Source organism: Halomonas llamarensis, from assembly GCF_023555005.1.
In the GTDB taxonomy this organism is placed as follows: Bacteria; Pseudomonadota; Gammaproteobacteria; order Pseudomonadales; family Halomonadaceae; genus Vreelandella; species Vreelandella llamarensis.
In genome coordinates this window covers 85,262-97,723 of the sequence record NZ_JAMJPJ010000004.1, presented here as the reverse complement: position 1 = coordinate 97,723, position 12,462 = coordinate 85,262, and the positions used below count along the sequence as shown (strand labels likewise).

The following is a 12,462-nucleotide window of genomic DNA, read 5'->3' as shown; positions in this document are numbered from 1 at the left end:
TTAAAATGCAGAGGGGGAGATAAACTGAGCCACGGTTAATGGTAGCCTTCGCCGACTTTGACCTTGCCGCGGAAAACCCAGTAGGTCCATGCGGTGTAAGCGACCACAATCGGGATGATGAAGACCACGCCAACCAGCAAGAAAAGCTGTGATTCGGGCGCTGAGGACGCATCCCAAATGGTGTGGTCGGGCGGCACGATCACCGGCCACTTACTGGCAATCAGCCCTAGATAAGTGAAGATGAAAAGCCCCAGCGCCATGACGAACGGAAGACCTTCCTGCTCCCGCTTGACGCTGCGATAGAGCATGCCAGCGCATACTAATGTCAAAATGGGGAAGACCCAAATAAGGTGGAGTTGATCCAGCCAGCGTGACCTGACCTCAAGGCTCACTAGTGGTGTCCACAGGCTAATGATGGCGAATACCGCCAGCACCGCAAACAGCAGTTTTGGTGTGATGCGATACGCCCATGCTTGCACGTAACCTTCCGATTTTAGAATCAACCAAGTCGCCCCAAGCAGCGCGTAGCCTGCCATTAAGCCAAGCCCCGTGAGTACGGTGAAAGGAGTCAGCCAGTCGAGCGCGCCGCCGACGTAAACGAAATCTTCCACCGCGAAGCCCTGGATATACGTGCCGACCAACGCGCCTTGAGCAAACGTCGCCACCACCGAGCCCCAGCAAAAGGCGCGATTCCACCAGTGGCGGTTTTTACTCGATTTAAAGCGAAATTCAAACGAGATGCCGCGGAAAATAAGTCCCGCCAGCATTAAGAAAACACCGATATAAAGGGCGGGCAGAAACACCGAATATACCAGCGGGAAAGCACCTAACAGGCCTGCGCCCCCGAGCACTAACCAGGTTTCGTTGCCGTCCCACACGGGCGCGACAGAGTTCATCATCACATCCCGTGCGTCGTCATCTGGGGCAAAGGGGTACAAGATTCCTAAGCCCAGGTCGAAACCGTCCATCAGCACGTACATAATCACGCCAAAGCCAATAATACCGGCCCAAATCAACGGCAAATAGAACTCCATCATGAGCGAACTCCTTGCATGTCGTTGTCATCGAACGGCGTGTGTGCAGCAGAGAGCGGACGCTTGGGACGCTCTACTTCGCCATGGGTTTCTTCTGGATCTTCCAGCATGCCAAAGCGCACCACGCGGGTGAGGTAATAAACCCCCACGCAGAACACCACGCTATACACCGCGATATAGCCAATCAGGGTGAACAACGCCATGGCGCCGGTCAGCGAGGGGGTAAGGCCTTGTGCGTGAGTCATAACGCCATAAACGAGCCACGGCGCACGGCCAGATTCAGTGACAATCCAGCCCGCTAACACCGCCAGGAAGGGCGATACGATCATGGCCACCAGCGCTTTGAGGAATAGCGGGTTTTGATAAACGCGGCCACGGCGGCGCAGTATTAGTCCGGCAATGGCCACGCCGATCATGGCAAAGCCAAGCGCCACCATGATGCGGAACGACCAAAACACAATCGCCACCGGTGGCTGCTCATCAGGTGCCGCCTCGGTAATACCCGGCACGACACCATCAGCGCTGTGCTTGAGAATAATACTCGCCATGCTGGGGATACCGATTTCAAAGCGGTTGGTTTGCGCGTCTTGATCCGGTATGGCAAACAGCAATAGCGGTACGTTGGATTGAGTTTCCCAATTACCTTCCATCGCGGCCACTTTAGTCGGCTGGTGCTCCAGCGTATTCAAACCATGGAAGTCGCCGACAACGGCTTGCGCCGGTGCGAGAAATAGCAGTAGCCACAAGCACATGGAAAGCGCCTTCTTGTTCGCTTCCACATCGCGCTTGCGCAGGAGGAACCAAGCACTGACGCCCGCCACGACAAACCCACCGGTTAAGAACGAGGCCATGACCATGTGCGAAAAGCGATACCAGAACGACGGGTTAAAGATCGCCGCCATCCAGGACGTGATATGGAAGTGACCGTCAATCACCTCAAAGCCCGCCGGTGTTTGCATCCAGCTGTTAGCGGAAAGAATCCAGAACGACGAGATAAACGTGCCCACGGCGACCATGATGGCGGCAAATAGATGCACGCCCTCCGGTACTTTGTGGCGGCCAAAGAGCAGCACGCCGAGAAAAGCGGCTTCAAGGAAGAAGGCCGTTACCACCTCGTAGCTGAGCATGGGGCCAAGAAAGTTGGATGTTGCCTGGGAGAAGTTGCTCCAATTCGTACCAAACTGAAACGACATCACGATCCCTGAGACCACGCCCATGCCGAAAACGACGGCAAACACCTTGGTCCAAAAAAGCGCTAGGCGATCCCAGGCCGGGTTTTCTGTTTTATAGAAAAGGCCGTGCAATACGGCAATATAAGACGCCAGCCCGATGGTGAATACCGGAAAAATGGCGTGAAAAGACACCACAAAGGCAAATTGCAGCCTTGAAAGTAACAGCGGATCAAGCTCCATGATGACCTCCCAGAGCACGTCGCGGGGGAAGAGATAAGCACGCCACTAACAATCAAAACTGGCGCGATAACGTCCGAATTTTATTTTTTAATGGAATATGCTTATCACGTATAATCTATTGTAGAGGAAAACCTTGCTTGCAATAACCTTAAGTTAATCCGTTGGCAATGGCGTATTGTCGCAGTAAAGGGTAATTAACCGGTTAACGCCAAGGTATGCGTGATACGCGGCGGCATAGGGGCGTTCACGTTAAGGCCATGAACAAGATAGATCACGCTGCGCCCCGCTAACCAAGCATCTAAAAAGTTAGACAAATGTTGTGCAGTAAGTTCGTCAACGCCAGCAAACGGCTCATCCAACAGCACAAGGTCTGGGTTGCGCAAAAATAGCCGTGCCAGCGCCACGCGGCGAGCTTGCCCGCCCGAGAGCTGGCGACCGCCTTCCCCCACACGAGTATTTAGCCCTTGAGGTAGCGTATTCGCCCATTCGCCCAGGTCGACGTTGTTGAGTACCTGCCACAGGGCGGTGTCGTCGGCATCGGGAGCCGCCAAGCGCAGGTTAGCCGCCAGGCTATCGTCCAACAGTTCGGTTTGCTGAGTAAGCACGGCAACGCGTTGGCGCAGCGTGTCGTTCGGCCATTGCTCAAGCGGTACGCCGCCAAGGGTGATGTGCCCAGCGGTGGGGTATAGCTGGCGGCTAACCAGGGCGGCCAGGGTAGATTTCCCCGCGCCGGAAGCACCGGTGACGGCCAAGCGTTCGCCGGGGTTAAGCGTCAGCGAGAGTGACTCAAGCGCAGGCTGTAGCGATCCAGGGTAGTGAACGGAGACATTTTCCAGCGTCAGCGTTTGGGCGCTACTCACCGGCTGAGTGGCCTCAGCGTTCACCGGCATTTGCTGGTCGTTAAGCTGATTTAAGCGCGCCGCGGCGCCTTTGGTGGCGCCAAGCCAGGTGAACGAGGCCGGTAGCGCCCCAAGTGCCTCGTTCATGGCGAGCACCGCCATCGGTAACATCACCATTACCGGGCCGCTAATAGCTCCGGCCTGCCACGCCTGGGCGGCAAACCAAAGTGTCATTAGCGTAGCGGCACTCACAAGCCACCCTTGTAGCGCGTTACCCAACGCTGATAGGCGCCCGAGTGTTCGCTGGTCGTGCTGCAGGCGAATTTCAATTTCATCGAGACGAGCGCGGTGGTCAGCCAAACTGCCGTACGCTTCCAGTTCCGCGAGCCCCTGAAGCTGCTCGATGGTGCGACTACGCAGCGCTTCCAGCTGGTGAACGTGGCGCTCGCTTGCCGCCATGCCCAGCCGCGCCTGACCGAGCGTTAGCCATAGCCAGCCAAGAAGCAGCACGGCCGCGAGTAGGGCACCGGCCTGCGGGACAAAAATCGCGACACCGCCGCTTAGCAGGAGAATCGCCACCAAGGCCACCGCAGGCGGTGCGAGCAGGCGCAGATAAAGGCTGTCCAGGGTATCAATGTCGGCGGTTAAACGGTTGAGCCAATCGCTGGCGCGACGTTTGGCTAGCGTGCGGCTATCCAGCCCTGCCAGCACGCCAAAAAGCTGGGTGCGTAAATCTGCCAGCAGGCGCAGCACCGTATCATGGTTGTACACACGCTCGACGTAACGGGTCACCGTGCGGCTGACGGCAAAAAAACGAATCGCCCCGCCGGGCACATACACCTCAAGGCTGGCAGCGACGCCCGCGGCAAGCAATAGCCCAGTGATACCGGTGGCGGTAATAAACCACCCGGAGACGGCCAGAAGCCCCAGCGCGGAGAGCAAGGTGAGCGCCATGAGCAGCGCCCCCAGCCACAGCCGCGCGCGGCGTTTGGCCAGCGCCGAAAGCCACGGGCGTAGTGTGGCGAAAAGCGTATCAGGCGGGGTCATCGCGCACCTCCTGTCCTTGAGCCGAGTAAAGCTCGCCGTTTTCGATATGCCAATGACGATCAGCCAAGGCCTTAAGCGCCGGGTGATGGGTCGCAATCACCAGCGTACGGCCTTCGCGCTTGAGCGTCTCAAGCCCCTGCATTACCGCACGCTCGGTGTGTTCATCTAGGCTGGCGGTGGGTTCATCGAGTAATACCAGTGGCGCTTGGGAGAGAAACACTCGCGCCAGTGCCAGTCGCTGCGCTTGCCCGCCGGAAAGTCCCACGCCGCGTTCGCTAATAGAGGTTTCGATACCGTGGGGTAAGCTGCTGACCAGGTCACGAAGCTCCGCCTGGGCGAGCGCTTGGTGAAGCGCTTCATCGCTGGCGTTCGGGGCGGCAAGGCGGAGGTTTTCCGTCAGCGTGCCCTGAATCAGCAGCGGGCGTTGGTCCATCCAGGCGAAGCGGAAATCTTCCGCTATCAGGCGTTTGCCCTTGCCTGGGTCGACAAAACCGGCGAGTAGCTGCAAAAGCGTCGATTTACCACTACCCGAGGCGCCGGTGAGGATCACCGTTTCACCGCGTGAAAGCGAAAGGGTGACCGGGCCAAGCACAACGCCACGCGCCGGGTGGGCAACGTTAGCGTTTTGCAGCGCGACAAGCGTGCTGGGTGCTTGTGGTGCGACCGCTGGCGCGTGATCGGTGCGTGTGGTCGGTGGCGATTCGGCGAGTAAGTTGACCAAACTGTCTGCTGCCCCTAGTGCGGCCGCGCGGTCGTGGTAGTGCTGGGCGAGGCTTCTTAGTGGCTGAAAAAATTCCGGCGCCAGCAGCAAGATGAATAAGCCGCTAAACAGCGTTAGCTCATCCGAAGGGCCATAGTCGATGTAGCCAAGAAGGCCAAAACCGATATAAATCGCCACGACGGCAATCGCTACGGCGGCGAAAAACTCCAGCACCGCCGAGGAGAGAAACGCAAGGCGTAGCGTACGCATGCTGCGGGTGCGATAGCCTTCAGAAGCCGCCCACACGCTTGCGCGCGCCTGCGCCGTTTGGCCGAAAAGCTGCAGCGTTGTGAGGCTTCTCACACGGTCAATAAAATGCCCGGAAAGCCGCGCGACCGCGGCGAACTGGTCACGGTTTAAACGCTCGGCTCCCATGCCCACGAGTGCCATAAACAGCGGAATCATCGGCGCAGCAAGGGCTAGGAACAGTGCCGCTAGCCAATCTTGGCGTAGGGTGATGACAAATACGCCTAACGGCAGCAGCGCGGCCAGCCAAAGCTGCACGCGAAAGCGGGCAAAGTAGCCATCCAGTGCCTCAACTTGTTCCACCAGCTGATAGGAAAGCGACGCTGAGTGATAACCCGACAGGCGCACTGGCCCCAAGGCGATCATATGATGTAAAAGCCGCTGGCGAAGCCGTTTGCGGATGGCAAGAGATGCCCGCTGGCTTAGCGTCTCCTGCACGTAGGTGAGCAGCCCCCGTAGCGGCAGAATCAAAAACCATAAGACAAAGAGCGGGGTTAGCTGGCTTAGCGGCTGTGAATTGACCAATAGTGCGGTGACACACCAAGCAAAGAGCCCCATTTGCAACCAAGTAAGCGCACCGGCAAACAGACCGCTAACCACGGCAAGCCTAAAGCGGCGTTGTTCAGCGCGCGCCAGTTGGTTGAGTAATTGCTTAGCGCTGTTGCCACTTATATCGCTTTTAGCACTCGGTGCGACCATGACAGCCCCTTAGCGTCGAGCCCCTGAAGCGTGAGGCCCCTAAGCTTGAAAAAAATAGTCAGGTAATATCGCTAGAGTACGGCGAAAGTCGAACTTTACCAAGGCGAGTGCGGCAATAGGACGCTTTGGCGTTTTTTATCGTATGCCGGCAGGGTGATGGGAAGAAGCTATCGCGCTTAATGCGGCTGGTTACAAACGCTGACGATAGGCGGCGCTTCGATGACTTGGTTGCGGCCTGCGTGTTTCGCCTGGTAGAGCGCTTCATCGAGACGTTTCATGCAGCTGTGAGGACAGTCGGTTGACTGCAATGTCGTGAGGCTAAGGCTTGCAGTAATCGTCCTTACCACGGTAAAGCAGTGTGAGGCGATCAACTGACGTAACCGCTCGGCGAGGTAGTACGCTTCGCTTAAGCCGGTATCGGGCAACAAAAGCACGAACTCCTCGCCGCCCCAACGCGCGAGTAAATCCGGGACACGCAGGCTCTCTTGGATGAGGTGGGTAAGCTCGACCAGTACCTGGTCGCCAACATCGTGGCCGTGTGTATCGTTAACGGGCTTAAAGTGGTCGATATCGAGGAGTATCAGCGCGGTGGAAACGCCGTTGCGGCGGAGTCGGGCGAGCGCTTTCTCGATTTCTTCATCAAAACGTTTGCGGTTAAAGGCGCCGGTGAGGTGGTCGGTAATGGCGCTGTGTGCAAGCTCCGCTTCCAGGCGTTTTTGCTCGGTAATATCCTGCACGGTGCCTATCATCCGCCGCGCCTGGCCGTCTGGGCTGAATTCTATTTGGCCGCGTGCGTGTACCGTGCGTACGCGGCCATCGGGGTGAACCACGCGGTGCACGATATCGTAAGGCGCGCCGCGCATCGCCGCATCAAAGGCAGTTTGAACGTGATCACGGTCGTCAGGGTGAACGGCCTGCATGAAAATCGCATGGGTAATGTGCTCGCCTTGAGGGCGGCCGAACATTTGGTAAATCTGCTCGCACCAGCGGATCTCGCTACGCTCAAAGTCTGAAATCCAGTTGCCTAAGCAGGCGATGCGCTGTGCTTCGAGCAGGTCTTGCTCGCGCTGAAGCAATGCTTGGCGCTGCGCTTGACGCTCACTGATATCGCGCACCGTGGCTTGCAATACTCTGCCCTCGGGCAGATCGAGGCGGTAAAGCATCACCTCGGCAGGAAACTCACGTCCGCCAAGGTCGCGCATTTGCCAATCAAAGAACGCTTGGCCGGTGTTTAGTGCCCGCTTAATACGGATGTTGCCTGCAATATCGCTGCGTTGGCCGTTTGGCTGCTTGAATGGTGAAAGGTTGTCGATATCCAGTTTGGCGAGCTGTTTACGGTGTGGAATGCGAAAGAGCGCCAGGAACGCCGGGTTGCAGTCAAAAATGCGCCCGTGCTGAAAGAATAAGATCGCATCGCGTGATTGGGTGAACGCCGCCCGGTAACGGTGTAAAAGGGTACTATCGGTCGCTTCAGCACCGTTGGTTTTGTTTTTTATCGAGTGTTGAGTCGCCATCTCGGGGTCCCTGTCGAGGCATCAAAAACGTATGCTGTTGCGCATGCCGCTTTATGGGTGCGTATTGGCCTGAATCGCTATCCTAGCGCCATCTTTTTTGTCGGCATACGGTCGGTGTGTGCAGCGTATTGCGTTCAATGTACAACCATTCGACGTTACTTAGCCGGCGAGTGTGTCTCAAGCCCGCCATGCCAGGCAATAGCCTTGATGCGCTATTTGTAAACGTTATTAGCAATTGCCGTGACTAATATGCTCACCATTATCCGTATGGCCCATGCCAAGCGACGATACCCCGAGGCGTTTGAAGCGGTTATTAAACAACAATAGGCGTTGGTCGAATGACGCTTTGTTACGGCGCGTTATTTTCCACCGCATCGGCCAGTAGCTCAGCGGTAATGGCTGAAAGCGTCCAGCCGAGGTGCCCGTGGCCGGTGTTATAGAACACGGTGGGAAGCTTTCCGCTTCCTACGCGGGGCATCATATTCGGCAGCATCGGGCGCAGCCCTGCCCAGGGCACGACACGGCGGGTGCTAACTTCGGGGAAACATTCTTCTACCCAACGAATCAGCGGGCGAATGCGGTCGTCGCGGATATCACGATTGAGGCCGTTGAACTCTGCGGTACCCGCCACGCGAAAGCGGTCATCCCCTAAGCGGCTGGTGACGAGCTTGGTTTCATCGTCTAGCAGGCTGACCGTCGGCGCTCCCTGCTGCGATGTTGGGTCATCAAGCTGAACAGTGATCGAGTAGCCTTTCACGGGATAAACATTAACACGGTCGCCCAGCTTGGCCGCCAACGCGCGGCTGCCAACCCCCGCACAAATCACCATGCCATCAAAGGTTTGGCGCACGGGCACGCCGTCGGCTTCGGCGGTGACCCAGGCACTGCTGGCATCCGCGCCTACATCCTGCACGCTGTGGCCGTAATTAAGCGTGGCGCCGCGGCGCTCGGCGGCTTGGGCAAGCCCGTGGGTAAATTTGTGGATATCGCCGGTGGCGTCGCTATCGGTAAAGAACCCCCCGTAGTAGCTCCCCGCTAGCGTGGGCTCGATGGCGCGCATTTCTTCTTGCGTGACCGCACGGCGTTCCAGGCCGCCTTTTGCCAGTAGCTTGGATACATTGGAGGCGTGGTCAAACCCGGCTTTGTCGCGGTAAATATGCAAAATACCTTCACGCTTGAGGTCGAAATCGATGGACTCGTCATCGGCCCATTGAAACAGATGGTCGCGAGCGGCGATGGCAAGCCGTGCCGTTTCGCTCGTATTATCAGTGTATCGCGGAATAGAACGAATAAACTCGGCGAACCAACTTAGCTTGTGCCATGAAGGGCGTGGGCTGACCAACAGCGGTGCGTCGCGGCGTAGCATCCAGCGCAGGCCTTTGGTGACTGTCGGCCAGTGGTTCCACACTTCGGCATTGGAGGCAGAAAGCTGCCCACCATTGGCGAAGGACGTCTCCATAGCGGCATAGCGGTTTTTTTCGAACACGGTTACATCAAAGCCGCGCTTGATCAGGCTATACGCAGTGGTAATACCGGTAATACCGCCACCAATGACGGCGATATGACGGGGGGAAGCGGGAAGCATGTTTTGTTTCTCCAGGGGTAGGCGCCAGGGAAATACACGCTGGATCAGCGTGTGCCCCTTCCGTCTATAACCTGAGAGATTCACAAGTGGTATGCTTGCTTGCTCCTTCGGTGGGCTGAGTGACGCTTTTATCAGCCGCTCTTCGGAAAGTGATCACACAAACGGTCCGGGGGCCTGAGAGTTTCCGGGGCGGTTGCTCCTTCGGCGCTGTCTCGATGTGAAGATCGAGAGCAGTCTCTCCCGCAAGTGCGTAAACCATGCTAGCGTGCATTGATACCGTGTAAGGGAAATAATGTGCAATTCACCAAAGGTCTAATGATGCAAGCAAACGGTTTTTTTCAGGGAGTCGGCGAAGCCGTTGGCGAAGCGATTCACACGGTTGTCACGTTTTTGCTCTCGATATTTACCAATTTCTTTGATGCCTTTGAGACGTTTATCGATGGCCTGGCGCGTTCGCTGGGCATTAGCCCGTCATTTTTCAGTATCTTGGTGCTGGTGATTGGCCTGTGGGTTTTGTGGGGCGGTCTGCGTGCGCTGTTTCGCGGTGCACTAATCGGCGGGATTGTGCGTATCGTTCTGGGGCTTTTAGTACTCGGATGGCTGTTAATGTAGGTGCTAGTCAAGGCTCGGCACGTTTACGTTTGCGGTATTAGGCGCTCCGCTAAGGCAAAGGTGTGTGGGTCGTCGACGTCGAGTTCACGCAGGGCGCAAGCGAGGTTGAGCAGGTATTCACGGTTGGCGCCGCTCGGGCCGTGGGCGCGATCAATCTGGGCAGCGATGGCATCAAGCGGTGCGTCGCCAAGGTAAGCGGGGTTCTCTTCGGTAGCGAGATAAACAAGCCCCTTGGCGTGTTCGCCATCGTCAAAGGTGAGCGTAGTGACCTCGCGTAAATAGCCGTTTTTTTCACGGATATCCAACGGTTTGAGCGTTTTTCCCGTGATACGGTAGGCCACGGCGTGGCACACCGCACCAGGTGAAGCAACTAACGTCGCTACGCGACCGGGTGCCTCATGTGTGCCACGGTGGTCGTGCGACCCCTGCCAAAAGCGCCGCTCCCAGCCGCGGATAAACGCACGGCGCCGCTCAAGAAAGGGGAAATCCGCTTTCCAAATCAGCGAGCCGTAGCCGAATAACCAAACGGATTCGTCGTCGCCCACGCGCTGGCGCTGTTGGTTAATCGTGCGAGTATCAAGCTGCATACAAGACTCCTGTAGTTTTGTTGAAATGAGTTTTGTTGAAATGAGTTTTGTTGAAATGAGTTTTGTTGAAATGAGTGTTGCTGAAATGAGCTTTGCGGACATGACACGGATATAGCACGAAAAAATGCCACTGACTGTTGTTCATCACCCGGGGTATACGATTGATATGCCCGAACACCATCCTTTTCCGATGGCCAAATTCTGTGTACTGCGCGAGCAGCTGGGGGAAGCGGCGCTCGCCTTGCCGATTGATTGGCAGCAGCCCGAAACCGTCACGCTCGAAGCGCTTTTGCGTGTCCATGACCGTGAGTATATCAAGGCATTGTTAGAGGGACAGCTTGAACGTGCGGCGCAACGGCGAAGCGGCTTTGCTTGGTCAGAATCGTTGGTCGAAAGGGTTCGATTGGAGACGGGCGGCACGCTGCTGACAGTGGAGGCGGCATGCGCGACGGGGTTGGCGTGTAACTGTAACTCGGCGGGCGGCACGCACCATGCCCATGCGGATGCCGCAAGCGGTTACTGCTTGATTAACGACTTGGCGGTGGCCGCCGCCCATGCATTGGCAAAAGGGTGGGCCTCACGCGTACTGATTGTTGACCTTGATGTGCATCAGGGAGACGGTACAGCGCGGCTTTTTACGCATGAGCCTGACGTGTTGACGTTTTCTATGCATGCTGCGCGAAATTTTCCGGTGCGCAAAGCTAAAAGCGACTTGGATATTCCCCTGGCGAACGGGCTGGATGATGCGGCCTATATGCAAACCTTAAGCTCTTACTTGCCTGGGTTACTGGCCGCCTACCATCCCGATTTAGTGCTTTACGATGCCGGTGTCGATGTTCATCGTGATGATCGGCTAGGGTACTTAAACTTGACAGACACGGGACTTTACCAGCGCGATGGCTATGTGTTGAGCGCCTGTGTGATGCGTGAGATCCCTGTTGCAGCGGTGATTGGCGGGGGTTATGACCGCGATATTGCTGCATTAGCGGCACGTCATGCTTTGTTGCATCGTGCCGGGGCGGATGTGCTAGCCGGCAGTTTTCAATCACACTATTAACGACACCAGAGGACCGTCATGCGCGCGATTTTTCTCACTGATAACGGCTCATTGCGGCCACAGGCGACGTTCAACCTACGTCGTGTAGCGGAAAAACTCAGCAAGACATGCGGCGAGCCGGTGCAAGCGGCGTCGCTTTTGCACGCCAATAAAATTCCCGCCGAGCAGCTTGACGGTCAGCCGGCCGTCACGCTTGGGCCCCTCGCTGAACGCGCCGCTGAGCAGGGCGCTAGTGAAATTGTCGTCGTGCCGTTTTTTTTCGGCCCCAGCCGGGCGCTGACCGATTACTTGCCGCAGCGAATGGGCGAGCTGCAGGCCCGCTTTCCGGATGTTGCCGTGCAGGTGGCCAAGCCGCTGGTGGATGAGCGCGCGTCGGTGGATCTGCGCCTTGCGCAGTTGCTTGCTGATAACGTGCGTGAGCGCATCACTCCGGCCACACAGCCGAAAGTGGTGCTGGTGGATCACGGCAGCCCGATTCCGGAAGTAACGGCGGTTCGCAACCGTTTGGCGGGACAGCTGAGCGTGCTGCTGGCAGACGAGGCTGCTTGCGTGTGTGCTGCCTCAATGGAACGTCGTGAGGGCGATGCTTATCGTTTCAACGAGCCGCTTTTGGAACACTTACTGGCAGAGCCATCGTTTCATCATGGCGAAGTGGTGTTGGCCATGCTGTTTCTCTCGCCGGGGCGCCATGCCGGCGACGGCGGCGATATTGCTGGGATTTGCGCGGCTGCTGAACAAGCACATCCCGGCTTGCGCGTGGTACCAACGCGCCTAGTGGGTGAGCATGACGGGATCACTGCGGTGCTCGCCTCACGTCTTGAGGCGGTGAATGCAAAAGACGTGCTGCTAGCACTGCCGCCGCTTAGCCAATAATGTGCGCGTAGGTCTCTTCGCTGGCAGGGTCGCCGTCGAGCATATCGTCTTCAAAAATGTCCCCCATCTCTTTGGCTAGCTCCACATATACGACCATTTGCTGGTTGCGTCGCTTACGCAGCGGCGGTTTGACCAACGTCAAATTGAACGCCCGGTATGCAACCGCCCCATAGCGGCACTCATAGCGCCCTATGGGC

Annotated in this window: 11 protein-coding genes and 1 riboswitch; of the genes, 3 read left to right on the top strand and 8 right to left on the bottom strand. The window is 57.2% G+C overall.

The window, feature by feature from the left end:
- Positions 1 to 35: 35 nt before the first annotated feature.
- From cydB to M8006_RS04385, 6 genes are all read right to left on the bottom strand, one after another.
- Positions 36 to 1,037, bottom strand: a complete 1,002-nt coding sequence (cydB, locus tag M8006_RS04410; RefSeq protein WP_284046919.1) for a cytochrome d ubiquinol oxidase subunit II — start codon at positions 1,035 to 1,037, stop codon at positions 36 to 38.
- The gene (locus tag M8006_RS04405) at positions 1,034 to 2,446 is read right to left on the bottom strand and encodes a cytochrome ubiquinol oxidase subunit I (protein WP_250080249.1); all 1,413 of its coding nucleotides are present in this window, start codon (positions 2,444 to 2,446) and stop codon (positions 1,034 to 1,036) included. Before M8006_RS04405 ends, cydB begins: the two co-directional genes overlap by 4 nt.
- Positions 2,447 to 2,640: 194 nt before the next feature.
- Positions 2,641 to 4,332, bottom strand: coding sequence for a thiol reductant ABC exporter subunit CydC (cydC, locus tag M8006_RS04400; RefSeq protein WP_250080248.1), 1,692 nt, complete (start codon positions 4,330 to 4,332; stop codon positions 2,641 to 2,643).
- Entirely contained in the window at positions 4,319 to 6,037 is a 1,719-nt protein-coding gene (cydD, locus tag M8006_RS04395; protein ID WP_250080247.1) for a thiol reductant ABC exporter subunit CydD, read from the bottom strand. The genes cydC and cydD overlap by 14 nt, the downstream gene beginning before the upstream one ends.
- Before the next feature lie 176 nt (positions 6,038 to 6,213).
- Entirely contained in the window at positions 6,214 to 7,551 is a 1,338-nt protein-coding gene (locus M8006_RS04390) for a sensor domain-containing diguanylate cyclase (RefSeq protein ID WP_250080246.1), read from the bottom strand.
- A gap of 349 nt (positions 7,552 to 7,900) precedes the next feature.
- Positions 7,901 to 9,136 carry a D-amino acid dehydrogenase gene (locus M8006_RS04385; RefSeq protein WP_250080245.1) on the bottom strand — a complete coding sequence of 412 codons (1,236 nt, stop codon included), beginning with the start codon at positions 9,134 to 9,136 and terminating at the stop codon, positions 7,901 to 7,903.
- Between the two features lie 50 nt (positions 9,137 to 9,186).
- A riboswitch (glycine riboswitch) is annotated at positions 9,187 to 9,292 on the bottom strand.
- A gap of 162 nt (positions 9,293 to 9,454) precedes the next feature.
- Here M8006_RS04385 and M8006_RS04380 point away from each other — a divergent pair.
- On the top strand, positions 9,455 to 9,748 hold the full coding sequence (locus M8006_RS04380) for a hypothetical protein (RefSeq protein WP_250080322.1): 294 nt from the start codon (positions 9,455 to 9,457) through the stop codon (positions 9,746 to 9,748).
- Positions 9,749 to 9,771: 23 nt separating this feature from the next.
- On the opposite strand, the gene M8006_RS04375 is transcribed toward M8006_RS04380, so the two are convergent.
- The gene (locus tag M8006_RS04375; RefSeq protein ID WP_250080244.1) at positions 9,772 to 10,335 is read right to left on the bottom strand and encodes a gamma-glutamylcyclotransferase; all 564 of its coding nucleotides are present in this window, start codon (positions 10,333 to 10,335) and stop codon (positions 9,772 to 9,774) included.
- A gap of 124 nt (positions 10,336 to 10,459) precedes the next feature.
- Here M8006_RS04375 and M8006_RS04370 point away from each other — a divergent pair, with 124 nt between their 5' ends.
- Together M8006_RS04370 and M8006_RS04365 are read left to right on the top strand one after the other, a co-directional pair.
- Positions 10,460 to 11,392 carry a histone deacetylase family protein gene (locus M8006_RS04370; protein ID WP_250080243.1) on the top strand — a complete coding sequence of 311 codons (933 nt, stop codon included), beginning with the start codon at positions 10,460 to 10,462 and terminating at the stop codon, positions 11,390 to 11,392.
- 18 nt (positions 11,393 to 11,410) lie between these two features.
- On the top strand, positions 11,411 to 12,265 hold the full coding sequence (locus M8006_RS04365) for a sirohydrochlorin chelatase (RefSeq protein WP_250080242.1): 855 nt from the start codon (positions 11,411 to 11,413) through the stop codon (positions 12,263 to 12,265).
- On the opposite strand, the gene M8006_RS04360 is transcribed toward M8006_RS04365, so the two are convergent.
- Positions 12,255 to 12,407 (bottom strand): hypothetical protein, encoded by a 153-nt coding sequence (locus M8006_RS04360; RefSeq protein WP_250080241.1) that lies wholly within the window; start codon positions 12,405 to 12,407, stop codon positions 12,255 to 12,257. The two genes, M8006_RS04365 and M8006_RS04360, sit on opposite strands and share 11 nt — an antisense overlap.
- Positions 12,408 to 12,462: the final 55 nt, after the last annotated feature.